Origin of the sequence: Streptomyces sp. NPDC102490, from assembly GCF_044765285.1 — a bacterium.
Taxonomy (GTDB): domain Bacteria; phylum Actinomycetota; class Actinomycetes; order Streptomycetales; family Streptomycetaceae; genus Streptomyces.
On the sequence record NZ_JBIWJU010000004.1, the window covers coordinates 216545 to 242084 of the forward strand.

Sequence of the window (25540 nt, forward strand, 5' to 3'; positions counted from 1 at the left end):
CCCGTGATGGGGCCGCTCCTCCCCTCGGCCGTAAGCGGCCCTTCACCGCCGCTGATCCGGTACGGCGACCACGGCACCGGCGGTGTGGGCGAGCAGTTCCCTGGTGACGGGGTGCTCCGGGGCCCCCAGCACCCGGTCCACGGCACCGGCCTCGACCACGCGTCCCGCGTCCAGGACGACCACCCGCTCCGCGTGGCGGGCGGCGGCCGTCAGGTCGTGCGTCACCATCACGACCGTCAGTCCCAGCGTGTGCCGCAGCGAGTCCAGCAGGTCCAGGACCCCGCTCGCCGTCTCCGGGTCCAGCGCGGAGGTGATCTCGTCGCAGACCAGGACGCGTGGCCCGGCCGCCAGCGTCCGGGCCAGCGCGACGCGTTGGCGCTGGCCCCCGGACAACTCCCCCGGCCGGCGGGCCAGCACGTCCGCGTCCAGTCCGACCAGGCCGAGCAGCCGCACGGCTTCGCGGGCGGCTTCGTCGGCGGAACGGCGCCGCACACCCGTGAGGGGGCGCAGGAGCGCGGTGCGCACGGATTCCCGGGGGTTGAGGGCGCCGCGGGCGTCCTGCGCGACGAGTTGCACGGGCGCCGCCCGCCCAGGCTCCGCGCCGTCCGCCTCCCGCCACGCGACGCTCCCCCGCGCGGGCCGGTGAAGCCCGGCGAGACACCGGGCGAGGGTGGTCTTCCCTGAACCCGAGGGGCCCACGACGGCGGTGCAGGAGCCTGCCGGGACGGTGAGCGAGATGTCGTGCAGCACGGGCCCGCGCCCGTGCCCGGCGTCCAGCCCGCGCACGGACAGGGCTCCGTCGGGACCGCTGCTCCCGGCGCTCTCCGGTCCGGGGCCGTCGGCCGGGGAGGCCGTGGCCGGGCGCGGGGCGGGCAGCCGCGCCCAGGGTGTCCCGGCGTCGACGATCCGGCCTCGTTCCAGGCGGATCACCTCGTCCGCCACGGAGGCGATCCACCCGGGGTCGTGGCTGACGAGCAGCGCGGCGCGGTCCCCGTCGGACAGGGCTTCGGCCAGCAGGTCCCGCATCCCGTCCGCCAGGACCGTGTCCAGACCGCTGGTGGGCTCGTCGAGGACGAGGAGGCTGGGCGTACCCGCCAGGGCGATGGCGAGGGCCACACGCTGGGCCTGCCCGCCCGACACCTGCCGCGGCAGCCGTCGCAGGAACGCCCGGTCGGCCGGGAGCCGTACGGACCTCAGCAGTGCGCCGACGCGCGAGCGGACCTCGTGCGCACGCCTCGCGGACGAGCGCAGGCGCACCGCCTCGGCGATCTGCGTGCCGATCCGGAGTGCGGGGTTGAGCGAGGAGGCGGGGTCCTGCCCCAGGTACGACACCACGCGCCCCCGCAGCTCGCGTGCGCCGGGGCGGGTGAACGGGTCGAGGCCGGCCACCCGGGCGGTCCCGGCGCGGACCTCCAGGCCGGGTCGGACCTGCCCGAGCAGGCTGTACGCCAGGCTGCTCTTGCCGGAACCCGACCTGCCGACGATGCCCAGGACCCGCCCGCGGCGCAGTGACAGGTGGGCGTCGTGCAGGACGGGCGGGCCGCCGGCCACGGGGCCGAGGGACAGGCCGCTGATCTCGGCGAGCGGGTCCGCCCCTGGCGGACGGGGGGTCACGTCGCCGGTCATGCGGCTCCCCTTCCCAGCGTGTCCGCCAGCCGTCCGGCCAGCAGGCCGACGCAGACGGAGAGCAGTACGAGCAACAGGGCCGGAGCGAGGAAGGGCGCGGCGGCCAGTGTCGCCCCGGGGACGTTCTCGCTCACCATGCGTCCCCAGTCGGGCGCCGCACCTCCCTGCCCGAGGCCCAGGAAGCCCGCGGTGGCGGTGAGGTGCAGTGCGGCGACCAGGCGCAGCGCGGTGTCCATAAGGGCCGGTCCGGCGATGTTGGGCAGCACGTCGTGGCGCAGCACCGCCCGCCGGGTGTCACCCCTGGCCACCGCGGCCTCGACGTATCCGCTGGTCAGTACCGTGTCCGCCGCGGCCCGCAGCACCCGGGCGGAGAACGGGGCGGTGGCCAGGGCGACGGCGGCCACGAGGGCGGCGTCGCTGCCGGGGAAGCCGGCGGCCAGGACGAGGACGACCAGCAGGGCGGGGAGGACGGCGAGGGCGTCCAGGCAGCGGATCGTCAGGTCGCCCAGCCGGCGGGAGACCAGGGCCGCCAGGACACCGGCGGTCAGCCCGACGGCGCCGGCCGCCGCCGTGCCCGCCAGCGCGGTGAGGACGAGGGTGCGCCCGCCGCCGAGCACCCGGCTCGCCACGTCCCTGCCCAGCACGTCGGTGCCGAGGAGGAACTGTCCGTCCGGTTGCTGGAAGGGTGCGGCGAGCTGTGCGGTGGGGCTGTGCGGCGCGACCAGCGGGCCCAGGAGCGCGAGGAGGAGCACGAGCAGCGTGACCGCCCCGGTGATGAACGGGGGTCGGCGGCGGCCGGGCGTGCTTGACCGGCTCGGGCGTGCCCGCCTCCGCGGTGGTGTCAGAACCGTCGTCATCGTCCGTTCCCCTCCCGTGCCCCCAGCAGGCGTGCGCAGAGGTCGCCGAGCAGCAGCACCGCGAGCATCACCGCGACCAGGGCGGTGGCGATGCCCTGCACCATCGGCACGTCCCTCGCCGCGACGGCCAGTTGCAGTTCCCGGCCGATGCCCGGGTAGTCGAAGACGTTCTCCACCACCACCGCGGAGCCGACCAGGGCGCCCGTGGTGAGGGTGAGCGCCTGCACGGCCGGTCCTGCCGCGTTGGGCAGAATGTGGCGCACCGCGAGGCGCACGCCGCGCACGCCGTTGAGCCGGGCGGCTTCGCAGTACGGGGTGGCCGCGGTGTCCGCGACGGAGGCCCGCAGCAGCCTGGTGGCCACCGCGAGACCGACCGCGCTGAGCGTCAGTACGGGCAGGACCAGCGCGTGCGGGACGTCGAGCGGCGTGCCTCCCAGCGGGATGACGGAGACCCGCGGCAGCACCTCGAGCCACACCGCCAGTACCGCGACGAGCAGCGCGGCGACGACGAACTCCGGTACGGCGGCCAGGATCTGGGCGGACGTCGAGACGACGCGGTCGGCGCCGCCGCCGCGCAGACCCGTCCACAGACCGAGCAGGGCGGCGAGCGGCGCGGTGACCGCGAGCGTCAGCCCGGCGAGGAGCAGGCTGTTGGGCAGGCGGGTGGCGAGGACGTCGGTCACCGGCCTCTCCCCCACGAAGCCGCGGCCCAGGTCCCCTCGGACGGCGCCCGCGGCCCAGTGCGCGTACCGCTCGGCCGCGGGCCGGTCCAGCCCCAGGTCGGCCCGGACTTCGGCGCGTTGCGTCTCGGAGGCGTCCACGCCGGCGACGGCGCTGACCGCGTCCCCGGGCAGGACCGCCGTGGCCGCGAACACCGCCGCCGACAGCAGGACGAGCAGGACGGCGGCCCCCGCGAGGCGACGGGCGGTGAAGGCGAGCAGCTTCACGCCAGCGACGCCCGGGAGAAGCCGGGGAACTGCTCGAAGAGGTCGTCCCGTATCCCCTGGACCCCCATGGCCTGGGCGTTCAGATTCGGTTTGAAGACCGGCAGCACCTGGTTGCCCTCTTCCCAACGCGTGCGCTGGGCCCGCGTGCCCAGCTTCTTCGCCTGCTCCTGGTCCCTCTCGGCGCGTGCCTTCGTCACCAGGGCGTCGGTCTCGGACTCCTTCCAGCCGAAGGCGGACGGTGATCCGCCCGCGGTGTTCATCTGGTAGGTCGACAGCGCGGGAATGGGCATCTGGTACGAACCGGCCAGCGGCAGCGCCGAGTACGCGGGGAAGTCGGCGTAGAGCTGACCGGCGGGCAGCTCGCGGACGGACGCGCGTACACCGATCTTCTTCAGGTCCTCGACGAAGAGCGTGGCCATCTCCACCATGCCGGGCGTCTCGGGGCCGGTGGTCAGCTGGACCTTCGTCCCGTCGGCCCCGGCCTCCTTGAGGAGTTCGCGGGCCCGCTCGGGATCGTGGGCGCGCTGGGGGATGCCGTCGGCGTAGTCGGGAAAGCCCATGGAGGGCAGGTCGTTGCCGATCTCGGCGTTGCCGTGGAACACGGTCCGCACCATGGCCTCGCGGTCGACCGCAAGTTTGAACGCCTCCCTCACCCGCGGGTCGTCGAAGGGCTTGGCGCTCATGTTCAGCTGGAAGGAGAGACCGACCAGGTAGGGGATCTTCGTGGGGGCCAGTTCGACCTTCGCCTCGCCCGCGAGCGTGCGCGCGGTGACCGGCGACAGGTCGTGCGCGAAGTCGATCTCGCCGCCCGTGAGCGCCCCCGCCCTGGCCGTCGAGTCCGCGATCGACCGCAGCTCCAGGCCGTCGAGGTGGGGCACGTGACCGTAGTGGTCGTCGTAGCGCTCGAACGCCGAGCCCTGCCCGGCGGTGAACTCGGTCAGCCGGAAGGGACCGCAACTGGGCATGCCCTTGCGGAAGGTCTCGGTGCCGTCCTTGACGACGAGGAAGTTGCCCTGGCAGAGGATGAGACGGCCGTCGGCGATGGGCCGCAGGGTGGGCAGGACGACCTTCAGGTCCCCGTCGGCCCGGGCGCGCGCGAGGTCGAAGTTGGCGGCGGCGAGCCGGTAGACGGGCAGTTTGCTCCTGGCCGCGAGCGCGCCGAGCGAGTGCAGCACGTCGGCGGAGGTCAGCCGGGAGCCGTCGGTGAAGCGGACGCCGGGCCGCACGTGCAGGGTGTAGGCCGACAGGTCGTCGGAGATGTCGATCCCCTTGAGGACGCCGTAGCGCACCCCGTCGGGGCCGCTGGGATCGAGGTTGCCCAGGGTGCCGTGCCAGGCCCGGGCGCGTACTAGATCGAGTGCGGAGGGGCCGTTGAAGAAGTCGAGCGTCTCCGAGGCACCGCCGCCGACGAAGGCGGCCCGCAGCGTGCCGCCCGAACGGGGCGAGGAACCTGATCCCGCCTTGCCGACGGCACCCGGCTCGTCGGTGGAGCACGCCGCCAGCAGGCCGGGTCCCACCGCCAGAGCCGCAGCACCGGCGGCGCCGCGACGGAGGAAGGCGCGGCGGTCGATCTGTCTGGACATGCTTCTCCTTGACGTTCTGTGACGATCTACGAGGTTCCGCGGAGTTCTGGGGAGTTCTGCGGAGCTGAACCAGGCACGGCTATCGCAGGGTGAGAGCTCCGGACGGGCAGGCCCGCACGGCCGCGCGCACGGCGTCCGACGCGGCCGCGGAAGGGCTCTCGGCGAGGACGCGCACGAGGCCGTCCGCCTCGTCCTGGTCGAAGACGCCCGGCGCGGCGAGCACACACTGCCCCGCCCCGACACACCGGTCCCGCTCAACGCCGACTCCCATGAGGGCCCCTCCCCTGCGGCCGCGCCCGCGGCCGACATGTGACGGTCAGACGTTAATAGCAAACGACATCCATATTCAACTACTCCGTCGAGTGGGCCCCCGCGAACCCGCCGCCGGCACGCCCTCGGCGCGTGCCCTACCCGTTGAGGTGCCTGCCGATCGCGAGGAACGCCTGCACGAGCGGGACCTGAGGGACCGCCGGGGAGACCACCTGGGAGGCGTAGTGGACGACGACCAGGTCCAGGGCGGGTGAGACGAACAGGCGTTGGCCGTGGATGCCGCTGGCCATGAAGGACCCGTAGGGGTCGTTCAGGATCCACCACAGGTCGTGGTACGAGAGGGTGGCCGGCGAGTCGGGCGGTGCCGCGGGGAGGCGTACGCGGCGCGGGTAGCCGTCGGGGACGCCCTCGACGAGGGCGGTCACGGCTTCCGGCAGGATCTGGCGGTCGCCGACGGCCCCGCCGCAGCGGACGAGTTCACCCAGGCGGGCCACGTCGCGGGCGGTGGCGCTGAAGCCGCCGCAGGCCGCCTCGGCCCCGTCCGCGTCGACGAGGTAGTAGGCGTCCTCCTCCGCCCCGATGCGGGACCAGATCATCTCGGACATCAGCGCCGAGGTGCTGAGGCCGGTGATCCGTCGCAGGACCTCGGCGAGCGCCTCGACGTTGCCGTTCTCGTAGCGGAACTCCGTACCCGGCTCGCCCGTGGCCCTGGCGGTGGCAAGGTGTTCGCGGATGGTCGCGGGTCCCGAGTAGCCGTAGGGGCGCAGCCGTGGAGCGAGGACGGCGAAGTAGCGCTGTGCCTCCAGGGCCTTGTCGTACGGGCGGCCGGCGTAGCTCATCCGCGTGCCCATGTGCAGCAGGTGGTCGACCTGCGCGTCTCCGAAGGCGGTGCCGGAGAGTTCGGGCACGTAGCTGGCGACCCGGGCGCGGCGGTCGAGGTGCCCTTCGTGGGCGAGGGTCGCCGCCAGCAGGCCGAGGTAGGACTTGGCGGCCGAGGCGTTGAAGTGCGGGACGTGGGCCTCGTAGCCGTGCAGGTACCGCTCGTGGACGAGCCTGCCCCGGTGCAGCACGAGCAGGGCGTCCGTCTCGGCCTCGGCGAGCAGTTCCGACAGCGTGAGAGTACGTCCGTGGGAGCCGGTGACACTGAGGCCGTCGAGGGCGCCGGGTGGCGCGGCGGGCAGGTCGCCGGGGCCGCCCGGGCCCCGCCAGACGCGACGGCTGGGCATGATCTCCCGGCCTGCCGTCGTGTGTCGTCGTGCCCAGGCCGAGTCCGTGAATCCTCGGGCCCAGACGAGGTCGGCCAGTGAGTCCGTACCGGTCACGTGTCGCTCCGCTCGTTCGGGATCAGTCCATCACGAGACCGATACCGTACATGCTGTTCAGTAACGGAGGAAGGGTGCGACCGGCCGGTGGTGACTACCGGGGTCCGGCGCCCGACCCGCCGGGGAGGTCGACGGCACCGGGAGCGTCCACCGGGGTCAGGCCCGTGGCCCAGACCCTTCCGTAGACCGACAGGTCCCGCAGGTGGGCGGTGATCTGCTCGGCGGTGTAGCCCGTGTCGTTCTCGACCCACCAGCCCAGCACCGAGACGAGTTCGCCGGTCCAGGCGCGGGCGACGATGCCGAGCGGGATCCTCGGCTCCACGCCGAGCTGCTCCGCCCGGTCGCGGAAGGCCATCTCGGCGTGCGTGCGGATGAGTTCGGTGAACTCCCGCAGCGCCCGCCCGTCGCCCTCACCGCGCAGGATCACCCGGTAGACGTCCCGCTCTCGGGTGGCGTGCTCGAAGATGTACTTCACCGGCAGGCCGGTGAAGCCCTGGGCGTGCGCCTGGCGAACGGCCGGCAGCAGACGCTCGCGGTCCTGGGCGAGGTCGCGGACGATGCCGACGAGCAGATCCTCCTTGTCCCGGTAGTGCGCGTAGAAGGTGGCCCGGCCGATGTCGGCCCGCTCGGTGATCTCCTCGACGGTGATGGCCTGGAACCCCTTGTCCAGCACCAGTTCGACCAGGGCCCGGCGGAGCGCGGCGCGCGTCCGCCGGACACGGCGGTCTTCGGGCTTCATGTCCACTTCGATTCCTTCTCGTCACGACCGTTGACCCGACCCTAGCGCTGCCCGTACGTTGCCCGACAGCGAGATTGATACTGAACAGATTGTTCAGGAACTCTGAGGAGGGGCGATGAACCTCGGGCGTTACGTACGCCGGACAGCCGAGCACCACCCGGACGCGGAGGCGGTGGTGTGCGGGCCGGTCCGGCTGACCTATGCGGAACTCGATGACCACAGCGACCGGCTGGCGGCCGCGCTCACCGGGATGGGCCTGAGCCGGGGGGAGCGCGTGGCGACGCTCGCGGCCAACCGCGCGGAGCTGGTCGTCACGGAGGTGGCGCTCTACAAGGCCGGTCTGGCCCGGGCGCCGGTCAACGCCCGCCTCGGCGACGACGAAGTCGCCCATCTCCTGCGGGAGTCCGACGCCCGCGTCCTGCTCACCGATGCCGCACACCTGGACACGGCACGGCGGGCGGTACCCGGTTCCGGCGTGAAAGCCGTCATCGGCTACGACGGCCCCGCCGACCTGGGTCCCGGCTACGCCCAGACCCTCGCGGCCACCGCCCGCGAGGCGGTCGACGTGGAGTGCGCCGAGGACGACATCGCCGTCCTGCACTTCACCTCGGGCTCCACCGGGAAACTCAAGGCGGCCGTGCAGACGTACGGCAATCGGCTGGCATTGCTGCGCAAGTCGGTGATGAACCAGGCCACCCGGGTCGGGGCGGGCGACCGGCAGATCCTCGCCGGGCCCGTCACCCACGCCTCCGGCATGCCGCTCATGGGCATCTTCTTCGCCGGCGGATGCGCCGTCGTGCTGCCGCGCTGGGACGCCGCGGAGTTCCTCGCCACCGTGGAACGCGAACGTGCCACCCACGCGTTCCTGGTCCCGACGATGGTCAACACCGTCCTCGCGCTGGAGAACGCCCGCGACTACGACCTCTCCAGTCTGCGCCATCTGCTCTACGGCGCGGCGCCCATGTCACCGGCCCGGGTCCGGGCGGCCTGGGACCTCTTCGGCCCCGTGCTCAGCCAGGGCTACGGCTGCGGCGAGACGACCTCCGGCGTGCTGTTCCTCTCCACGGAGGACCACCGCCGTGCCGTCGAGGGCGAGGACGAGGAACTGCTGCTGTCCTGCGGCCGCCCGCTCGCCGAGGCCGAGGTGCGGATCGTCGACGACAGCGGCGTCCCGGTGGCGGACGGCGAGATCGGCGAGATCGCCGTCCGCGGGCCCGACGTCGTTCCCGGCTACCACAACGAGCCGGACCTGACCGCGCGGAGCTTCCGCGACGGCTGGTTCCTCACCGGCGACCTGGCGCGGCGACGCCCGGACGGCTACGTCTTCATCGTCGACCGCAAGAAGGACATGATCATCTCCGGTGGTTTCAACATCTACGCCGTCGAGGTCGAATCCGTCCTCCACCAGCACCCCGGCGTCTTCGAGGCCGCGGTGGTGGGAGTGCCCGACGAGCAGTGGGGCGAGGCGGTCAAGGCCGTCGTCGTCCCGCGGGCCGGGGTCACGGTCGACGCGGAGGAACTGACCGCCTTCTGCGCCGCGCGCCTGGCACGCATGAAGAAGCCCCGCTCCGTGGACGTCGTCGCCGCGTTGCCCCACAACCCCAACGGCAAGATCGACCGCCGCGCGATACGCGACACCTACTGGTCCGGCGCCGAGCGCCGCGTCCACTGAACAAGGAACACCCCATGCCCTACACCCTCACTCCCCGCTACGACGACAACCCCCGCCTGGAGGAACTGGTCGACCGGCTGCGCGCCTATCTGACCGACGAACTCCTCCCCTACGAGCGGGCGCACGGGATCACCCCCGAGAGCAAGCTCGACCGGCCCACCCTGGAAGGCGTCTGGAAACGCAGCGCCGAACTGGGCTTCTACGGCATCAGCCTGCCGCCGGAACTCGGCGGCCAGGGACTGAACTTCACCGAACTGTGTGCTCTGAAGGAGGAACTCACCGCTTCCGGGGCGGCCTTGTCCCACTCGGTCCTCGGCGACATGGGCGGACCGCTGCGCGTCGGCGCGATCGTGAAGTACGCCACCGACGAGCAACGGGAACGCTATCTCCTCCCGGTGGTGCGGGGTGAGCGCGCCTGCTGCTTCTCCCTCACCGAGCAGGACGCCGGTTCGGACGTACGCCGCATGCGGACCACCGCGACGCGCGACGGCGACTCCTACGTGCTGAACGGGCACAAGGTGTTCAGCTCCGCCGCCCCGTTCGCCGACTTCGCGGTGGTCGTCGCCCGGATGGCGGACAGCGAGGAGACGTACAGCGCCTTCCTCGTCGATCTGGTCACCCCCGGCTGCCGTGTCCTGGACGGCGCCGTGCCCATGTCGGGCCAGCAAATGGAGGGCGACCTGGTCTTCGAGGACTGCCGCGTCCCCGTCGGGAACCTGCTCGGGGAGGTCGGCGAGGGGCTGCGCATCGGCATCGGCCGCATCACCCTCAACCGGCTGCTCCACTGTCCCTCCCTGATCGGTGCCGCCCGGCGCGCCTGGGACCTGTCCGTCGCCCACGCCAAGACCCGGGTCGCGTTCGGGCAGCCGCTGCTCGCGCTCCAGGCCATCCAGCACAAGCTCGCCGACATGGCCACCGACCTGTACGCGGCCCGGTCGATGGTCCTCGCCACCGCCGCGAAGGCCGACCGCGGCGAGAACATCGCGGTGGAGGCGAACATGTGCAAGCTGTTCACCGCCGAGGCCTGCTTCCGCACGGCGGACCAGGCCGTGCAGATCCACGGCAAGGACGGCCTGACCCGCGGTCACGAGGTGGAGCAGATCTTCCGGTCCCTGCGCATGTTCCGGATCGTCACCGGCACGACCGAGATCCACAAGAACGCCATCGTCAAGGCACTCGTCTGACCGGCGCCCCGGGGCGGCCGTCCGAGCCGGCCCTCCCCGGGGCCTGCTCGGCCCGCATCCGCAGGAGTCACCATGGCACCCCAACCCTCCGCGCCGCCCGCCGACCGCTCGGCGCGTCGGCCCGCCGCCCGTCCGCTCGACCGCCGCCGGGCCTGGCTGGTGACGGCCATGATCGTCACCTTCATGGTCATCAACTTCGCCGACAAGTCGGTCCTCGGCCTCGCCGCCGTCCCGATCATGGACGAGTTGCACCTCAGCAACAGCACCTACGGGCTGATCTCCAGCTCCTTCTACCTGCTGTTCAGCCTGTCCGGACTCGTCGTCGGATTCTTCTCCTCCCGTGTCTCCAGCAGGACCATGCTCTTCGTCATGGCGCTGCTGTGGGCGGTCGCCCAGCTGCCGGTGCTGGCCGTGGCGGCGGTCCCGACCCTGATCGCGGGCCGTGTCCTGCTGGGCGTCGCGGAAGGCCCGGCGGCCTCGATGTCCATGCACGCGCTGTACAAGTGGTTCCCGCCCGAGCGGCGCGGGCTGCCCTCGGCCCTGCAGATCGGCGGCGCCGCGATCGGCACGCTGGTCTCCGCGCCCGTACTCACCTGGCTCATCACGGATCTCGGATGGCGGTCGGCGTACGCCGTCCTGGCCGTGGTCAGCCTGCTGTGGGCGCTGGTGTGGTGGCGCACGGGCCACGACGGGCCGTACGACGAGACCCGTCCGCCACGAACCGACGACCCACGGCCCGTGGAACACCTGCCGTACCGCCGGCTGCTGCTCACCGGCACCACGCTGGGCAGCATCGCCGGCGCCTTCGGAGCCGCCTGGGCCCTCGCGCTGGCCCACGCCTGGCTGCCCGCCTACCTCAGGACCCAGCTCGGTCTGGGCCCGCAGACGGTGGCGACCGCCATCAGCGGCATCTCCGCCCTCAGCCTCGTCCTGCTGCTGACCGTCTCGCCGCTCATGGACGCCCTCAAGGCACGCGGAGTGTCCAGCCGCTGGTCCAGCGGTGCCGCTCAGGGCGCCTCGGTCTGTGTCGCCGGCTGTGCCATGGCCGCCTTTCCCTTCACCGACGGCGACGTCGCCCGCCTGCTGCTCATCGGGGTGGCCTTCGGCACGGTCGCCGTCGCGATCCCCTTGCACTACGTGACCGTCGCGGAGGTCGTTCCCGCGGCCCAGCGCGGTGCCGTCTTCGGCATCGTCGCCGCGACGGGCACCCTCCCCGGCCTGATCGCGCCCTTCGTCACCGGCCACCTCATCGACGCGGCGGACAACGCGTCCTTCGGCTACACGACCGCGTTCCTCATCGCGGCGGCGGTGATGCTGCTGGCGGGCGCCTCGGCCATCGCCGCCATCCGGCCGGAGCAGGACGCGCGACGGCTCGGCCTGCTCCACCTCACGACCGACCCCGAGAAGGGTGCACACCCATGAATCCGATGAACCGGCGTGGCTTCGTCGCCGCCGCGGCGGGCGCCGCCGCGGCGACCGTGCCGCTGAACCCGCACGCGTCCGAGGCGTCCCCCGGCCTCCAGCCGGCCGGAACCCCCTCCCCCACCCACACCGGGGATCTCCCCTACGACGACCGCAGCGATTTCGCCGACGCCGACCGTGGGTTCGTCGCCGCGTACACCGGCGGACCGATCGCCACGCCCTCCGGCGGCACCGCCTGGGACCCCGACGCCCACCGCTTCCTCGCCGACGCCACCGACGCCCCGCCCGCGACCGTCGACCCGAGCCTCTGGCGCCAGGCCAGGCTGCTGTCCCGCCAGGGGCTCTACGAGCTCACGGAGCGGATCTACCAGGTCCGCGGCCTGGACCTGTCCAACATGACCCTCGTCGAGGGGGACACCGGCGTCATCGTCATCGACCCCCTGACCTCCGCGGAGACCGCGGCCGCGGCCCTGCGGCTGTACCACGCCCACCGCGGGAACCGCCCGGTCAAGGCCCTGATCTACACCCATCCCCACGTCGACCACTTCGGCGGCTGCCGGGGCGTCCTGCCCGACGGCGCCGAAGGCACACCCGTTCTCGCGCCGCGGGGTTTCATGGAGCACGCGGTCAGCGAGAACGTCTACGCCGGTCCCGCCATGTCCCGCCGCGCGGGCTACATGTACGGCTCCAGTCTGCCCACCGGACCCGCCGGCCAGGTCGGCTGCGGCCTCGGGCTGGCGGTCTCCACCGGCACCGTCGGACTGATACCGCCCACCCGCTCCATCGAGGCCACCGGGCAGGAGGTCGTCCTCGACGGAGTGAGGTTCCGTTTCCAGCTGACTCCGGGCACCGAGTGCCAGGAGGAGATGAACTTCCTCCTCCCCGATCTGCGGGCGGTGTGCATGGCCGAGAACGCCACCCACACGATGCACAACATCCTGACCCTGCGCGGCGCCCAGGTCCGCGACGCGCACGCCTGGGCGGGATACCTGACGGAGTCGATCGGCCTCTACGCGGGCGCGGCCGATGTGGCCTTCGCCTCCCACCACTGGCCCACCTGGGGCAACGACGGCATCGTCGCCCTGCTCACCCGGCAGCGGGACCTCTACGGCTATCTGCACGACCAGACCGTCCGCCTCATCAACAAGGGCCTCAACGGCACCGAGATCGCGGAGAGCCTCCGCCTCCCGCCGCAACTGGAGCAGGTGTGGGCCAACCGTGGCTACTACGGCTCCCTCAGCCACAACGTCAAGGCCGTGTACCAGCGGTACATGGGCTGGTTCGACGCCAACCCGGCGCACCTGTGGGAGCACCCGCCGGCCGAGGAGGCGCGGCGGTGGGTCGAGTCCCTCGGCGGGCAGGCCGCCGTACGGGCACGTGCCCGGCACTACAGCGACCGGGGCGACCTGCGCTTCGCCGTGACGCTCCTCAACCACGCCGTCTTCAACGACCCGGCCGACAGCAGGGCGAAGCAGCAACTCGCCCTGCTCTACCTACGCTTGGGCCGGGCCGCCGAGAACGCCGTGTGGCGCAACTTCTACCTCACCGGTGCCCAGGAGCTCCTGCACGGGATCAGGCAGGTTCCCAAGCCCACCACGGGACCCGATCTGCACCGGGCCCTGACGGTCGGACAGCTCGTCGACGGTCTGGCCGTACGGGTCGACGGACCCGCCGCCTGGTCGCTGCGTCTCACCCTCGACTGGCACATCGGCGATGCCTACTGGCACCTTCGGCTCGCCAACGGTGTGCTCACCTGGACCAGCGACGCGAGCCCCGCCCCTGACGCGGCGCTGACCATGACGATGACCAAGGCGCAGTTGCTCGCGCTGCTCGCGGGCCAGGGCACCGACGGCATCACCATGACGGGTGACGGCTCACAGCTGACGCAGCTCCTGTCGGTCCTGGACACGCCGGACCGCCGCTTCCCCGTCGTCACGCCCTCCTGATGACCGCCGGGCCTCGTGCCCGCCGTCGGTCGCTCCCGCGGCCTCCCGGCCCGCGGTTTCCCGGCTGTGGCAGAGCAGCAGGCAGACGTCGTCGTCGCGTTCGGAGTCGTGCAGGAGGGAGGTGAGGAGGTTGTCGGCGGCGGCGTCCATGTCCCGCTCCAGGTCGTGCGTGCTCACCGCGGCCAGGAGCCGGCCGAGGGTCTCGATGCCGCCGTCCAGCCCCCGCGACCGGCGTTCGACCAGGCCGTCGGTGTACAGCAGCAGGGATGAGCCCGGCGGCAGTTCGGCCCTCTGGTCGGCGTAGGTGTGCGCGACGGGGACGCCGAGCATGATGCCCGGTTTGGTGTCCAGGACCCGTGCGGTGCCGTCGGCGTCGCGCACGACGGGGGGCGGGTGTCCGGCCGATGCCCAGACCACGTCGGAGCGGCCCGGCCGGAGCCTGGCGATCACCGCCGTGGCGTAGAGATCGGGTTGCAGGTGCCGCAGCATGCGGTGCAGTCGGGTGAGGATCTCGCCGGGGGTGCCGTCCTCGACGGCGTAGGCGCGCAGTGCGGTACGGAGCTGGCCCATGACGACGGCGGCCCGGAGTCCGTGGCCGGTGACGTCTCCTATGACGGCCAGCAGGCTGCCGTCGGGCTGGTGGAAGACGTCGTACCAGTCGCCTCCGATGTTCAGCCCCTGGGTCGCGGGGAGGTAGCGCGCGGTCATCAGGAGGCCGGGCGCGTCGGGCAGGTCCGTGAGCTGGGCTTGTTGCAGGGTTTCGGCGGTGACGCGGTACTGCTCGTAGCGGCGGGCGTTGTCCAGGGCGATGGCGACGCGGTGGGCCAGCTCGACCAGCATCAGCGAGGTGTCGGGGTCGAAGCGGGGGCCTGGGGCGGTGAGGGTCAGGACACCGAGCAGGTCGTGTGCCGCGAGCGGGACGGCCAGCAGCGGCCGGTCGGTGGACAGCGCGGAGGGCGGGAGGTCCTGGATGCCGGGCTGGTTCCCGGGCTGGGCCGCGGCGTGCTGGGGGCGGCCCGTTCGTGCGGCGACCACCGCGGCCGCCGCGTGCCCCCGCACGCCGCGGGCGCCTTCGGGCCTGTCCTTGTCGAAGAGCCAGACGTCGAGTTCTGCCGCGTACTCCGGTACCAGCAGGTCGGACAGGCACCCGAGAATGGCGCTGTGGCTGAGTGACGCGGTGATGGTGGCACTGGCGTCGGCGAGGAAGGTCAGCAGGCGCCGGGCCCGTTCGGCCTCGGCATGTGCGGCTCGCTCGGACTGGAACAGGTCGCGCTGGGCCAGCGCGGCGGCGGCGAGATCGGAGTGCAGCGCCAGGACGCCCTGGTTGGTCTGGTGCAGTTCCTGCCGGTACATCTCGGCGAGACTCGTCTGCTCGTTCAGCTGGTCCAGCACGGCCGAGGTGGTGTCGTCCGCGTGCCAGAGCGCCTCGGACAGCGGCGGTCGACGGCCGGGACGGGTCCGGACCGGCCCGTGGGGCAGGGGGCAGACGAGCGGGGGTTCGTCCCGCCGGTCGGCGTCGGGCTGGGCGATCGGCCGGAGCCGGACCGTGAGTTCGCCCTCCCGTCCGGCGGTGGCCTGCCGGATGTGGAGGCCGACTTCCCACTCGCCGCCCTGGCCGACGCAGTGGCGCAGTCGCGTGGTCAGGGCGGTGAGGAACCGGGCACGTGCGAGTGCGGGCGTCCGGCCCGCGGTGACGACGTGCGCGAGGGCGGCGCGTACCCAGGCCGCGTCTGTGACGGACACGACCTTCCAGGCGTCGGAAGTCACGGTCATGGAGGTCCGTCCCCGGGTCCGGGGGCCAGTACGGCCACGCTGGTGTCGTCACGCAGGGGGCGAGCCGCGCTGCCGGCGTCCCGCAGGACGACCGCGGCCACCAGGGCCGGGTCGTGGGCTTGGAGTTCGGGGTCGTACAGCGGCTCCCACCGGCTGGGGAGCCCGTCGCTGTGCAGGACGAGCAGGCTGTCCACCTGCCACGCCTGCTCGTGCAGGGGGACCCGGGCGGGGAAGTGCGCTCCGACGATGCCCGGGTGGGACGTGAGGGAGTGCCAGGAGCCGCCGGTGCGCAGCCGGGCGCCGGTGTTGCCGATGCCGGCGAAGGAGAGCCGGCCCCTGCTCTCGTCGAGCTGGGCCACGCCGACGGCCGCGCCCCGCGTGTCGTGCAGGGCGGCGTGCAGCTGCCTGAGGATCTCGGCCGGTGGCCGGTCGGCGGTTCCGTGCAGCGCGTTGACGGCGGCGGTGGACGCCCGGGCCGCCGCTTCGCCGTGCCCGAGGCCGTCCGCGAGCATCAGGGTGAGCCGCGGGCCCGAGCGCACCCAGGCGAAGGAGTCTCCGGAGTGCTCGGCGTGGGCGAGGGAGGTGTTGACTCCCCCGGCCCGGGCTCCCTTGGCGGAGCGGACCGGCCGGGACCGGCGGCCGGCGGATGCCACCGACGGGCCGATGCGCGCCATGGCCACGGTGCCTCGGCCCGGCAGGCTGTGGAGGTCGAAGTCGCCCGCCATGCGCAGGCAGGTGCCCAGGCCGGCGCCGAGGGAGACGGCGGAGGTGGTGTAGCCGTCCCGCAGGGTCGCCTGGATGTCGTCGATGCCGGGGCCGTGGTCGAGCGAGATGATCTGCACCTGCGGCACGGCCTCCGCGAAGGTGTCGGCGGGGCCGGTCAGGTTGATGATGATGCGTCCGCCGTTGGCGTGTTTGACTAGATTGGTGGCGAGTTCGGTGGCCACCAGGGCGGCGACCGCCGTGGAGTGCGCGTCCATGCCGCTGGCGGCGCAGGCGGCCTCCGCCGCCACGCGGGCGTCCCGGACCCGGGTGCTGTCCTGGAGCGGAATGTCCCAGACCCTGCTCATGATCCGCCCGTACGGGCGGAGGGGAGGGCGGTGGCCCAGTCGGTGATGGTGACGGTGGTGCCCTGTCCGGGACGGCTGTCGAGGGTGAATTCCTGGACGAGCCGCTTGGCTCCGCTCAGGCCCAGGCCCAGGCCGCCGCCGGAGGTGTATCCGTCGGTCATGGCCAGCTCCAGGTCCGGGATTCCGGGGCCCTCGTCCGTGAAGGACAGCCGCAGTCCGCGGCGGGCGCCGTCGTCGAGGTGTGTCATCTCCACGTGTCCGCCGCCGCCGTGCACGAGGGTGTTGCGGGCCAGTTCGCTGGCCGCGGTCACCAGCTTCGTCTGCTGGACCAGGCTGAAGCCGAGGCCGGCCGCGGCCTGGCGTACTTCGTGACGAACCCAGGCCAGGTCCGCGTCCGAACCGATGTGCAGACGTGTCGTCGAGGCGGATGGGGCATGCATCACGCACCCCCTTCCGGGTGAACGTGGGGAGCGGACAGAGGGGCTCGTCCCAACAGGGACAGGGCCGCTTCGACGTCCAGAGCCGTCACCAGGCCGGGCAGGGTCAGACCCAGCTCGACGAGGGTGATGGCCACGGCCGGGCGCATCCCGGCCAGGACCGTGCGGGTGGCCAGCAGGCTCGCGGCCGCCGCGATCTCGGCCAGGACGCGGCCGAGGAAGGAGTCGACGATCTCCACGCCGGAGATGTCGATCACCACGCCTCCCACCGGTGCCGCGCTGGAGGCGATGCGGTGGGCCACGTCGTCCTGCAGTTGTTCGGCCGCCCCGTCGTGCGGTTCTCCCTGCAACGTGACCAGCAGGACGTCCCCCAGCGCGAGCACCGGCACGTGCACCGGCCCCCACGGGGAGGGTGAGAACCCGGTCACCGCGCGCTCGCTCCCCCGACCGCACGGGGGGAGACGACGATGCCCTGCCGGGTGAGGGCGTGCGCGAGGGCGTCGGCCAGGGAGGCGCGTGTGGTGATCGACCCGAGGTCGATGCCGAGGTGGACTATGGTCTGGGCGATCGCGGGACGGATTCCGGAGACGATGCATTCGGCCCCCATCAGGCGGGCCGCGGCGACGGTCTTCATCAGGTGCTGTGCCACGAGCGAGTCCACGGTCGGCACACCGGTGATGTCGAGGATGGCGTACCGGGCCCGCTGGGCCACGATCGCGTCCAGCAGGTTCTCCATCACGACCTGGCTGCGGGCGCTGTCCAGCGTGCCGATCAGGGGCACGGCGACGATGCCCTCCCACAGCTGGATGACCGGGGTCGCGACCTCCAGCAGCTGCTCGCGCTGGCGGGCGATCAGCTCCTCGCCGGCGTGCACGGTCGTCTGCATCACCACGAGGCGGAGCGTGCCCATGAGGACCGTCAGCGCCAGCAGGCAGGCGTCCGCCTGCTCGGCGGAGCGTTCCTCGAAGTCGGCCCGCAGCAGCACGCCGACCGGCTCGCGCAGGCCGGCGACCTCCTCGGCGATCTGCGACGGGGACTGGCCGGCCCGGCTCCGGGAGGCGGACATCCGCCCCAACTGGTCTCTCACGGCGCCGAAACCGGGCGCCGTGACGTCCTCCAGCCGTCCGGTGCGGGCCACGTCCGCCAGAGCGTCCACCACGGCCTTGCACGCTTCGACCGCCTCGTCCCTCGAGACGGTGAAGACCGTGCGGAACAGCGCGGCGTCCGCCCATCGCTGGGCGATCTGCTCGCGTCGGCGTTCCAGGAAGGCGCCCAGCTCCTGCGCCGTCTCCTGGGCCGTGTCGTGCTCCGCCACCTGCATCGTCTCCCTGCTGTGTCCTGTCCTGTGTCCTGTCGAACGGCGGACCATTCGGCAATTATTGCCGGATGGCAAACATTAACGCGATGGAATGAGTCGAACAACACGCGATCGTCACAACTGGCCGAACCCGCCCGGGCCGTCAGCCGTCCCCTCTTCCGTGCCAGTCCAGGCACATGACCAGGGCGTCGTCGTCCGGCACGGCCTCGCCGCGGTGGCCGGTCAGCTCGCGCAGGATGGCGCGCGGCACCTCCGCGGCGGGCAGCAGCCGGGTCGCGTGGATGGCCCGGGCGAGGGCCGCGTCTCCGTAGGTCTCCCCCTTGGGAGATGCCACCGCGTGGACGCCGTCGCTGACGCAGACCAGGCGGTCACCGGGCCGCACGCGGAAGTCCTGCGCCACGTAGTCGGTCTCCTCGAACATGCCCAGGGGCAGTTGGGCCTCGAAGGACACGCGTTCCACCTTGCCGTCCCGCAGCCGCAGCAGCTGGGGGGAGCCGGCGTCCACCACGCTCGCCCGGCCGGCCGCCAGATCGAAGTCGAACATGAGGACGGACAGATAGCAGCGCCCCTGGTAGTGCGCGTAGACCGCCTGATCGGCCAGGGCGGCCTGGTCGGCGATGGAGAGGCCGGCGCGGCGCGCGTTGCGCAGGGCGTTGATCGCCAGGTTCGTCAGCAGGGACGCCTCGGTGCCCTCGCCCATGCCGTTGGTGACGTACAGCATCAGGTGGTCGGCGGTGGCGGACCAGTCGAAGTTGTCGCCGTAAATGGCGTAGGCGGGCTCCAGCTGAGCACCCAGCTCGTACTCGGGACACGAGCTGGAACGGCCGGGCAGCAACTGCCACTGCATCTCGGCGGCCAGGGTCAGCCGGTCCCGGCGCCGCGCCTGGAGGTACAGATCGGTGTCGCGCTCCGCCACCATCACCTCGTGCCCCAGCACGGAGGCGATCTCGGCCAGCTCGGCCTCCCGCTCCCGGGCGCCGTCGGCCCCCGGCAGCGTGACGCTCAGCACGCCGAGCCGGTCGCCGCGCACACTGACCGGAAGGTGCAGGCGCACCCTCCCGTCCCTGGTGTCCTCGCGGTAGGGCTCCTGCGAGCCGAAGGCCCGCCCGGCGGGACTGTTGTGCACCGACACCGGCTCCATGGTGTGCGGGAGCACCGACACCGGCTGAAGCACGGTCAGGCCGTAATCCGCCATGAACAGCTCGACGTCCTCCACGCCGTACTGGTCGGCCAGTACGGCACGGATGGCGTCGAGCAGCTCGTGCGGAGCCGCCGTACGCAGGGCGCGCTCGGCGACGACGAATCTGTTCATGATGGGATATACACCTATCTTTCGTCCTGCAACGGAGCGCGTCTCGCTCACGGAGTGGCATCGGTCGCCCCGGACCATCTGTACTCGGCGAGCGCGCCTAGTACGCTGGCAGGCACCCCAGTGCCTGCGAGAGTGTGATCGTGACTGCCTTCCGCCGCCCGAAGCCCGACGAGGTCGCACGTGTGACCACGACGGCCGTTGAGCTGCTGGAAGTCGTGTGGGGCCGGGCTTCCACGGCACCCACGTCCGCTTCCCAGCTGCGCGTGCTGCATATCCTCGAACACCACGACGGCATCAACCTGCGCACCCTGGCCGAGTTCCTCGCCTCGACGCCACCGTCCACCAGCCGCCTGTGCGACCGCCTGCACGCGGCCGGTTTCGTCGAGCGGATGACGCGTCCGGAGGACAGGCGCGAGGTGCGGCTGCACCTCAGCAGCCGAGGCCGCGCGTTCCTCGCCGACCTGCGCGCCCGACGGGAGAAGGAACTGCGGAAGGTGCTCGCGGACATGCCCGCCGCCAAGCGAGTGGCCCTGCTGGAAGGGCTGGAGGCGTTCTGCGACACCGCGGCGGCACAGACGCACGGTGACGTGGTGGACTCCGACAGCCGCACCGCCTGACCCAGCGCTCGCAGCATCTCAGGTCCTCTCCCCTCGTACCCGGCACTCGCACTTTGTTGCCGACGACGACTATTGCCACCCGACAACTATGCCTGTGCGGCCCTTGTCTGCCCCTGTCCTGACCCCGTGTACCCACTCGGAGCGAGTTCTGCCGCGACTGTGTGCCATGTCGCTCACTCCGGTGGCGGGTCGAGCGCCCTTGCGATGCTCCGTGCCGAGGGCACGGTGACGCCGTGCCGCCGGAAGTACGCCCGTACGGGTGAGCCTGCTCGGGACGGGGTGGGGCAGGCGCCCCCGATGGGATTCCTCGAAAGCGAACGCGTCATGGAGCAGTGGGTGATGAACGTGTGGGGCCGCTTGTCACCGGCCCGGCAGCCGCACGGCGAGGCCCTGGCGACGTTACTGCGGCAGTGCGACGAGAACGCCCTGATCGTCGCCCGGCAGCGCGTCGTGGCACCCAACGCCTACGTCATCGAGTTGCTTCCGCAGACCCACCGCCTGATCTCGGACAGCCCGCTGCCCGTGGCGCCCGCCCTCGCGGCCCATGTCCGCCGCCATGCGGCCGAGCGGGGGTACACCTTCGCCGGTCCCGTCACGGTTCGTCTGTGCTCCGCGCCGGAGGACCGTACCGACCGGTTCCGCGTGCACAGCCGTATCGCTCCGGCGAAAAGGCGATGAGGCTCGTTCGAGGGGTCAAGGGTCCGATGCCTCCAGGGAGATGCCCCTCGCCGGACACGCGGGAAAGGGTGCCGCGCATACGCCCGGAAGCGGGCGTTACGGGTTGAAATCCCGCCGGGCGGGCACACGCTGGGCCTGCCGGCACAACCGATCAGGACTGGGTGGTAGTGCATGACCGACACCGACACCACACGTACTTTCACCCCGAGGGCCCCCGTCCGCGCCGAGGGCGACAGCCCTTGCGGCATCGCTCACGCCCGTGACGTCACGCGTGCCTTCGTCGACGGGCTGGACCCGCCCCCGGCCGCCGAGACGGCGGAGACTCTCGTCCTCGTGGTCTCCGAGCTCACCACCAACGCCGTGCGTCATGGCGGCGGTCGGTACACGCTCGAACTCACGGCGACCGCCGACGCGCTCAACGCCGCCGTCAGCGATCCCGACCCCACGCCCCCACGAGAGCGGACCCCCGACCTCGACGGTGGCACCGGCGGGTTCGGATGGCCCATGGTCCGCCGCCTCACCAACCGGATCACCGTCACCACGGACCCGGGACAGGGCAAGACCATCCGCGCCCGTCTGGCGCGAGAGCCCAGGGCCGGCGACTCCTGAGCGAGGCGTGGCGCCGACGGCTCAGCGGCTCCGTACCGCTACCTTCAAGGGGTACAAACCGGGCATTGCCTTACATGTCCGGGTTTCGCTCACCGTCGGGAGGCAGGCGTGGCCGTCATGCATCATCTGGCCGCGACGCCGTGGCAGGCCGCCGTACTGGCCGTCGACAAGGTCTCCGAGGGGGATCTCGCCGCGGCCCGGGCGCAGATGGGGTTCTCCCTCGCCTGGCACATCGTCGTCGCGTGTCTCGGGGTGGGCCTGCCCGCGCTCACGCTGATCGCCGAGTGGTACGGCATCCGTACCCAGAACCCCTCCCACCGGCTGCTGGCCCGCAGGTGGGCCCGTGCGATGGGTGTGCTCTTCGCTGTGGGCGCGGTGTCCGGCACGATCCTCAGCTTCGAGATGGGACTGCTGTGGCCGGGTCTGATGGGGACGTTCGGGCAGGTCATCGGGCTGCCCTTCGCCCTGGAGGGCATCGCCTTCTTCATCGAGGCGATCTTTCTCGGCATCTACCTCTACGCCTGGGACCGGCTCCCGCCCCGGCGGCATCTGCTCACCGGGCTGCCGATCGTGGTGGCCGGTGTCGCCTCGGCGTTCTTCGTGGTCTGCGCCAACGCCTGGATGAACCAGCCCCGTGGCTTCGTGCTGCGCGAGGGGAAGGTCGTGGACGTGGACCCGTGGGCCGCCATGCTCAATCCCGCGAGCCCGCCGCAGACCGTGCACATGATCCTCGCCGCGTTCATGGTGGCGTCCTTCCTGACGGCCGCGGTCTACGCGGTCGCCCTGCTGCGGGGCCGCCGGGACGCCTATCACAAGGCGGGGTTCTACCTCCCCTTCACGCTGGGAGCGGTGGTGACGCCCTTCCAGCTCGTCGTGGGGGACTGGGCCGCGCGGTTCCTGGCGGAGTTCCAGCCCGCGAAACTGGCGGCGATCGAGGGGGTGTTCACCACCGGTTCGCACGTGCCGCTGACCCTCGGCGGCATCGCTCGCGACGATGCCCTGCGCTACGGTCTCGAGATCCCCAACGGCCTTTCCCTGCTGGTCGGCTACTCGCCGAGCACCGTTGTGCAGGGCCTGGACAAGGTGCCCCGCGACCAGTGGCCGGCGGTGACGGGCGTGCACTGGGCGTTCGACGTCATGGTGGGGATCGGACTGTTCCTCCTGGCCCTGGGGGCCTGGCTGCTGCTCTCCTGGTGGCGCGGACGCCGGAGTCGGGGTGAGCTGCTCGACCAGCGCGGGTCCCGGCTGTTCCTGACGCTGGCCGCGATCGGCGGTCCGGCCTCGGTGGTGGCGCTGGAGAGCGGCTGGTGCGTCACCGAACTCGGGCGGCAGCCCTGGATCGTCTGGGGAGTCATGAGCGTGCGCGATGCCGTCAACCCGGCGCCGGGCCTCATGACCGGACTGTGGCTGGTGCTGATCGTCTACGCCGGCATGACCGTCGCCACCGTCTATGTGCTCCGCCGCCTCGCCAAGGGCACCGCCGTGCCCCTGGCACCGCAGGAACAGGACGTCGAGAGCTACCCCGTCGTATGACCGGCCCGCGGCCTCCCGGCACCCCGCGCCGTCCGCATCGGCGGGAGCACTCCCCCGCCCGCCGCTTCCACCACCCGAACCCCTTCTCGCGCCGCCCCGTCGGCCGAAACCGGAGGTGACCGTGCTCGCAGACACGGCTCTTGCTGTCATGTGGGTGGGCCTCACCTGCTACGCCCTGTTCGGCGGGGCGGACTTCGGGGCCGGCGTGTGGGACCTGCTCGCCGGCGGGTCCCGGCGCGGACTGCCCCAGCGGCGTCTGATCGAGCACAGCATCGGTCCCATCTGGGAGGCCAACCACGTGTGGCTGATCTTCGTGATCGTGCTGCTGTGGTCCGCCTTCTCCCCCGTGTTCGCCGCCGTGATGTCCACGCTCTACCTGCCACTGACGCTCGCCGCCCTGGGCATCATCGCGCGCGGGGCCGCCTTCGCCTTCCGCAAGGCGAGCACCGAGCTGTGGCAGCAGCGGCTGTTCGGGGCCTGCTTCGCCCTGTCCTCCCTGATCACGCCGTTCTTCCTGGGCGCGGTCGCGGGGGCGGTCGCCTCCGGACGGGTCCCGCCGGGCCTCGCCGCCGGCGACGTGATCACCAGCTGGCTCAATCCGACGTCTGCCCTCGGCGGCGTCCTCGCGGTCACCACCTGCGCCCATCTCGCCGCGGTGTACCTGTGTGCCGACGCCGCCCGCGCCGGCGAACGGGCGCTCGCCTCGGCCTTCGCCCGTCGCGCCGTCATCAGCGGTCTGGTCAGTGGCGCCGTCGCGGGCGCGGGTAGCGCCGTGCTGCACGCCGACGCCCCCGAGCTCTTCCACGGGCTGACGCACCGCGCGCTGCCGCTGGTCGTCCTGAGCGTCGTCGCCGGTCTCCTCGGCCTCGCCCTGCTGCACCGCGACCGCTTCGTGCCGGCCCGTCCCGCCTCGGCGCTGGCGGTCGCCGCGATCCTGTGGGCGTGGGGCGCGGCGCAGTACCCGGCGATGCTGGTCGGCGGAACGACGGTCGAGCAGGCCGCGTCGGACGGTGCGGTCCTGGCGGCCTGCCTGGTGGTACTGGGCGTGGGCGCCCTCCTGCTCGTCCCCTCACTGTGGCTGCTGTACGCCACGTTCCAACGGCGCGCACCCGCCGCCGGGCCCGGCTCCTCACCCTCCTCCGAGGCACCGGGCGACTGAGACGGGCGCGGAGGGTTCCCTCCCGCGGGTCATTCCGCCGTCTCCTTCACTGGTCCACGGCGTTGCCGGCGCGCAGCGCCACCAGGGCGTCCGCCTGGGAGAGTCCGCTCTCCTCGACCACGCCGCGCACGCTCTGCGCCTCGCGCACGAGTGCGAAGGCGACCCGTCCGCCGGAATCCGTCCGATAGCCGTAGACCGCGGGGCGTGGCAGGGAGTTGTAGGAGAAGTGCGAGGAGAAGTAGTACGCCCCGGTGTCGTACAGCGCCACCACGTCGCCCGGCTCGACGGCCGGCAGCTCGCGCCCGGTCGCCGTCAGGTCGCCCGCGAAACAACACGGGCCCGCGATGTCGACGACCTCGGCCGGGCCCTGCTTGGGACGGCCCGTGGCGTCGAACACCCCGACGCGCAGCGGCCAGGCGTCCGGCATGAAGACCGTGCGGGTGGCCACCTGGGCGCCGGCGTGCGTGACCGCGATCCGCCGGCCGCCGGCCATCTTGGTGTATTCGACGATCGAGCCGATGGTGCCGCTCTTGGCGAGCAGGGAACGGCCGAATTCGGTGATCAGGGCGTAGCGGCCGTCGAAGAGGCCGGGTACGGCGGTGCGGAGTTCGGCGACGTAGTCCGCGTACGTCGGGCGGTCGTCCTCGCTGTCGAAGTTGACGGGCAGGCCGCCGCCGATGTCGAGTCCGGTGATCTGGGCCCGGCCCAGTTCCGTGTTGATGCGCTCGGCCAGCTCGTACGCCGCCCGCACGCCCTGGGCGATGAGCGGCAGCGGGCAGCCCTGGGAGCCGACGTGGGCGTGCAGCCGGTTGAGCCACGGCCGGCGCGCGAAAGCCTCGATCACCGCGTCGACGGCGCCCTCGTCGCGCAGGGCGACGCCGAACTTGGACGTCGCGGTCGCCGTACTCATCGCACCGATGCTCCCGGCGCCGACCTGCGGGTTCACGCGCAGCCCGATGGGCCCGGCGGCCTCTCGGCCGGCCAGCAGGGCGTCGACGCGGGCCATCTCCTGGAAGTTGTCCAGGTTGACCGCGATGCCGTGGGCGAGGGCGAACTCGAGCTCCTCGACCGTCTTGGCGGGGCTGTCGAGTACCAGCCGGTCGTAGGTGAACCCGGCCGCCAGCGCCTGCTCCAGCTCCCCGGGCGAGGCCACTTCGCACCCCATGCCCGCCTCCGCGAGCAGCCGCAGCACGGGCACCAGCCCGCACGCCTTGGCCGCGAAGGTGTGCTGCACCGCGGCCGGTCCCTCAAACGCCTCGTTCAGCGCCTCGACGGCGGCGAGCACACCGTCGACGTCGAGGAGACCGACCAGGGGCGACCGCGGGCCCAGCAGGCCCTCCTCGACGGCTCGGGCGAGCGCGGCCTCACGGGCGCTGCCGCGCTGGTGGCGGGTACCGGAAGTCACTGTCAACACACTCCAGACGCGTCGGTCGTGGGTCGTGCACGGCGTTCGCCGGGCGGCCGGC

General features: G+C 72.4%; 23 protein-coding genes. 9 read left to right on the top strand and 14 right to left on the bottom strand.

Annotated features, from left to right (window positions below; translation table 11 throughout):
* Positions 1 to 42: 42 nt before the first annotated feature.
* From ACIRGB_RS10175 to ACIRGB_RS10205, 7 genes are all read right to left on the bottom strand, one after another.
* Complete coding sequence (locus tag ACIRGB_RS10175) at positions 43 to 1626, bottom strand: ABC transporter ATP-binding protein (RefSeq protein ID WP_403861136.1); 1584 nt, start codon at positions 1624 to 1626, stop codon at positions 43 to 45.
* Positions 1623 to 2483 carry an ABC transporter permease subunit gene (locus ACIRGB_RS10180; RefSeq protein WP_403861139.1) on the bottom strand — a complete coding sequence of 287 codons (861 nt, stop codon included), beginning with the start codon at positions 2481 to 2483 and terminating at the stop codon, positions 1623 to 1625. Before ACIRGB_RS10180 ends, ACIRGB_RS10175 begins: the two co-directional genes overlap by 4 nt.
* On the bottom strand, positions 2480 to 3430 hold the full coding sequence (locus ACIRGB_RS10185; protein ID WP_403861142.1) for an ABC transporter permease: 951 nt from the start codon (positions 3428 to 3430) through the stop codon (positions 2480 to 2482). Before ACIRGB_RS10185 ends, ACIRGB_RS10180 begins: the two co-directional genes overlap by 4 nt.
* Positions 3427 to 5013, bottom strand: a complete 1587-nt coding sequence (locus ACIRGB_RS10190; RefSeq protein WP_403861145.1) for an ABC transporter substrate-binding protein — start codon at positions 5011 to 5013, stop codon at positions 3427 to 3429. Before ACIRGB_RS10190 ends, ACIRGB_RS10185 begins: the two co-directional genes overlap by 4 nt.
* Before the next feature lie 79 nt (positions 5014 to 5092).
* Complete coding sequence (locus tag ACIRGB_RS10195; RefSeq protein ID WP_403861148.1) at positions 5093 to 5284, bottom strand: ferredoxin; 192 nt, start codon at positions 5282 to 5284, stop codon at positions 5093 to 5095.
* A 136-nt stretch (positions 5285 to 5420) separates the two neighbouring features.
* Positions 5421 to 6605 carry a serine hydrolase domain-containing protein gene (locus ACIRGB_RS10200; RefSeq protein WP_403861151.1) on the bottom strand — a complete coding sequence of 395 codons (1185 nt, stop codon included), beginning with the start codon at positions 6603 to 6605 and terminating at the stop codon, positions 5421 to 5423.
* A gap of 94 nt (positions 6606 to 6699) precedes the next feature.
* Positions 6700 to 7344, bottom strand: coding sequence for a TetR/AcrR family transcriptional regulator (locus ACIRGB_RS10205; protein WP_403861154.1), 645 nt, complete (start codon positions 7342 to 7344; stop codon positions 6700 to 6702).
* 115 nt (positions 7345 to 7459) lie between these two features.
* On the opposite strand from ACIRGB_RS10205, the gene ACIRGB_RS10210 reads away from it, so the two are divergent.
* The 4 genes from ACIRGB_RS10210 to ACIRGB_RS10225 all read left to right on the top strand — a co-directional run bounded on the left by ACIRGB_RS10210 (position 7460) and on the right by ACIRGB_RS10225 (position 13568).
* Positions 7460 to 9016: a long-chain fatty acid--CoA ligase gene (locus ACIRGB_RS10210; RefSeq protein WP_403861157.1), complete on the top strand. Its 1557-nt coding sequence runs from the start codon at positions 7460 to 7462 to the stop codon at positions 9014 to 9016.
* 14 nt (positions 9017 to 9030) lie between these two features.
* Positions 9031 to 10200: an acyl-CoA dehydrogenase family protein gene (locus ACIRGB_RS10215; protein ID WP_403861160.1), complete on the top strand. Its 1170-nt coding sequence runs from the start codon at positions 9031 to 9033 to the stop codon at positions 10198 to 10200.
* 72 nt (positions 10201 to 10272) lie between these two features.
* Positions 10273 to 11622: an MFS transporter gene (locus tag ACIRGB_RS10220; protein ID WP_403861162.1), complete on the top strand. Its 1350-nt coding sequence runs from the start codon at positions 10273 to 10275 to the stop codon at positions 11620 to 11622.
* Entirely contained in the window at positions 11619 to 13568 is a 1950-nt protein-coding gene (locus ACIRGB_RS10225; RefSeq protein WP_403861166.1) for an alkyl/aryl-sulfatase, read from the top strand. The genes ACIRGB_RS10220 and ACIRGB_RS10225 overlap by 4 nt, the downstream gene beginning before the upstream one ends.
* Here ACIRGB_RS10225 and ACIRGB_RS10230 read toward each other — a convergent pair.
* The 6 genes from ACIRGB_RS10230 to ACIRGB_RS10255 form a co-directional block, all read right to left on the bottom strand.
* Complete coding sequence (locus ACIRGB_RS10230; protein ID WP_403861169.1) at positions 13497 to 15341, bottom strand: PP2C family protein-serine/threonine phosphatase; 1845 nt, start codon at positions 15339 to 15341, stop codon at positions 13497 to 13499. The two genes, ACIRGB_RS10225 and ACIRGB_RS10230, sit on opposite strands and share 72 nt — an antisense overlap.
* Positions 15338 to 16411, bottom strand: coding sequence for a SpoIIE family protein phosphatase (locus ACIRGB_RS10235; RefSeq protein ID WP_403861172.1), 1074 nt, complete (start codon positions 16409 to 16411; stop codon positions 15338 to 15340). The genes ACIRGB_RS10230 and ACIRGB_RS10235 overlap by 4 nt, the downstream gene beginning before the upstream one ends.
* Complete coding sequence (locus ACIRGB_RS10240) at positions 16408 to 16851, bottom strand: anti-sigma regulatory factor (RefSeq protein WP_403861175.1); 444 nt, start codon at positions 16849 to 16851, stop codon at positions 16408 to 16410. The genes ACIRGB_RS10235 and ACIRGB_RS10240 overlap by 4 nt, the downstream gene beginning before the upstream one ends.
* Positions 16851 to 17276, bottom strand: a complete 426-nt coding sequence (locus ACIRGB_RS10245; RefSeq protein WP_403861178.1) for an STAS domain-containing protein — start codon at positions 17274 to 17276, stop codon at positions 16851 to 16853. Before ACIRGB_RS10245 ends, ACIRGB_RS10240 begins: the two co-directional genes overlap by 1 nt.
* Positions 17273 to 18169, bottom strand: coding sequence for an STAS domain-containing protein (locus ACIRGB_RS10250; protein ID WP_403861181.1), 897 nt, complete (start codon positions 18167 to 18169; stop codon positions 17273 to 17275). Before ACIRGB_RS10250 ends, ACIRGB_RS10245 begins: the two co-directional genes overlap by 4 nt.
* Before the next feature lie 139 nt (positions 18170 to 18308).
* Positions 18309 to 19478, bottom strand: a complete 1170-nt coding sequence (locus ACIRGB_RS10255; protein ID WP_403861184.1) for a PP2C family protein-serine/threonine phosphatase — start codon at positions 19476 to 19478, stop codon at positions 18309 to 18311.
* A 182-nt stretch (positions 19479 to 19660) separates the two neighbouring features.
* Between ACIRGB_RS10255 and ACIRGB_RS10260 the strand changes: the two genes are divergently transcribed.
* From ACIRGB_RS10260 to ACIRGB_RS10280, 5 genes are all read left to right on the top strand, one after another.
* The gene (locus ACIRGB_RS10260; RefSeq protein ID WP_403862098.1) at positions 19661 to 20095 is read left to right on the top strand and encodes a MarR family transcriptional regulator; all 435 of its coding nucleotides are present in this window, start codon (positions 19661 to 19663) and stop codon (positions 20093 to 20095) included.
* 297 nt (positions 20096 to 20392) lie between these two features.
* On the top strand, positions 20393 to 20773 hold the full coding sequence (locus ACIRGB_RS10265) for an FhaA domain-containing protein (protein ID WP_403861187.1): 381 nt from the start codon (positions 20393 to 20395) through the stop codon (positions 20771 to 20773).
* A gap of 171 nt (positions 20774 to 20944) precedes the next feature.
* Complete coding sequence (locus ACIRGB_RS10270) at positions 20945 to 21382, top strand: ATP-binding protein (protein WP_403861190.1); 438 nt, start codon at positions 20945 to 20947, stop codon at positions 21380 to 21382.
* Positions 21383 to 21499: 117 nt separating this feature from the next.
* Positions 21500 to 22915, top strand: coding sequence for a cytochrome ubiquinol oxidase subunit I (locus ACIRGB_RS10275; protein ID WP_403862101.1), 1416 nt, complete (start codon positions 21500 to 21502; stop codon positions 22913 to 22915).
* Between the two features lie 121 nt (positions 22916 to 23036).
* The gene (locus ACIRGB_RS10280) at positions 23037 to 24074 is read left to right on the top strand and encodes a cytochrome d ubiquinol oxidase subunit II (protein ID WP_403861193.1); all 1038 of its coding nucleotides are present in this window, start codon (positions 23037 to 23039) and stop codon (positions 24072 to 24074) included.
* 46 nt (positions 24075 to 24120) lie between these two features.
* Here ACIRGB_RS10280 and ACIRGB_RS10285 read toward each other — a convergent pair whose 3' ends face one another.
* Positions 24121 to 25479 (bottom strand): diaminopimelate decarboxylase, encoded by a 1359-nt coding sequence (locus tag ACIRGB_RS10285; protein WP_403861196.1) that lies wholly within the window; start codon positions 25477 to 25479, stop codon positions 24121 to 24123.
* Positions 25480 to 25540: the final 61 nt, after the last annotated feature.

What these genes read in the sequence shown, in the direction of transcription:
- ACIRGB_RS10265 (WP_403861187.1), top strand. Translation starts at nt 20,393, where the DNA reads ATGGGATTCCTCGAAAGCGAACGCGTCATGGAGCAGTGGGTGATGAAC.
- ACIRGB_RS10255 (WP_403861184.1), bottom strand. Translation starts at nt 19,478, where the DNA reads ATGAACAGATTCGTCGTCGCCGAGCGCGCCCTGCGTACGGCGGCTCCG.
- ACIRGB_RS10210 (WP_403861157.1), top strand. Translation starts at nt 7,460, where the DNA reads ATGAACCTCGGGCGTTACGTACGCCGGACAGCCGAGCACCACCCGGAC.
- ACIRGB_RS10195 (WP_403861148.1), bottom strand. Translation starts at nt 5,284, where the DNA reads ATGGGAGTCGGCGTTGAGCGGGACCGGTGTGTCGGGGCGGGGCAGTGT.
- ACIRGB_RS10220 (WP_403861162.1), top strand. Translation starts at nt 10,273, where the DNA reads ATGGCACCCCAACCCTCCGCGCCGCCCGCCGACCGCTCGGCGCGTCGG.
- ACIRGB_RS10270 (WP_403861190.1), top strand. Translation starts at nt 20,945, where the DNA reads ATGACCGACACCGACACCACACGTACTTTCACCCCGAGGGCCCCCGTC.
- ACIRGB_RS10215 (WP_403861160.1), top strand. Translation starts at nt 9,031, where the DNA reads ATGCCCTACACCCTCACTCCCCGCTACGACGACAACCCCCGCCTGGAG.
- ACIRGB_RS10175 (WP_403861136.1), bottom strand. Translation starts at nt 1,626, where the DNA reads ATGACCGGCGACGTGACCCCCCGTCCGCCAGGGGCGGACCCGCTCGCC.
- ACIRGB_RS10240 (WP_403861175.1), bottom strand. Translation starts at nt 16,851, where the DNA reads ATGCATGCCCCATCCGCCTCGACGACACGTCTGCACATCGGTTCGGAC.
- ACIRGB_RS10235 (WP_403861172.1), bottom strand. Translation starts at nt 16,411, where the DNA reads ATGAGCAGGGTCTGGGACATTCCGCTCCAGGACAGCACCCGGGTCCGG.
- ACIRGB_RS10205 (WP_403861154.1), bottom strand. Translation starts at nt 7,344, where the DNA reads ATGAAGCCCGAAGACCGCCGTGTCCGGCGGACGCGCGCCGCGCTCCGC.
- ACIRGB_RS10250 (WP_403861181.1), bottom strand. Translation starts at nt 18,169, where the DNA reads ATGCAGGTGGCGGAGCACGACACGGCCCAGGAGACGGCGCAGGAGCTG.
- ACIRGB_RS10230 (WP_403861169.1), bottom strand. Translation starts at nt 15,341, where the DNA reads ATGACCGTGACTTCCGACGCCTGGAAGGTCGTGTCCGTCACAGACGCG.
- ACIRGB_RS10225 (WP_403861166.1), top strand. Translation starts at nt 11,619, where the DNA reads ATGAATCCGATGAACCGGCGTGGCTTCGTCGCCGCCGCGGCGGGCGCC.
- ACIRGB_RS10275 (WP_403862101.1), top strand. Translation starts at nt 21,500, where the DNA reads ATGCATCATCTGGCCGCGACGCCGTGGCAGGCCGCCGTACTGGCCGTC.
- ACIRGB_RS10190 (WP_403861145.1), bottom strand. Translation starts at nt 5,013, where the DNA reads ATGTCCAGACAGATCGACCGCCGCGCCTTCCTCCGTCGCGGCGCCGCC.
- ACIRGB_RS10180 (WP_403861139.1), bottom strand. Translation starts at nt 2,483, where the DNA reads ATGACGACGGTTCTGACACCACCGCGGAGGCGGGCACGCCCGAGCCGG.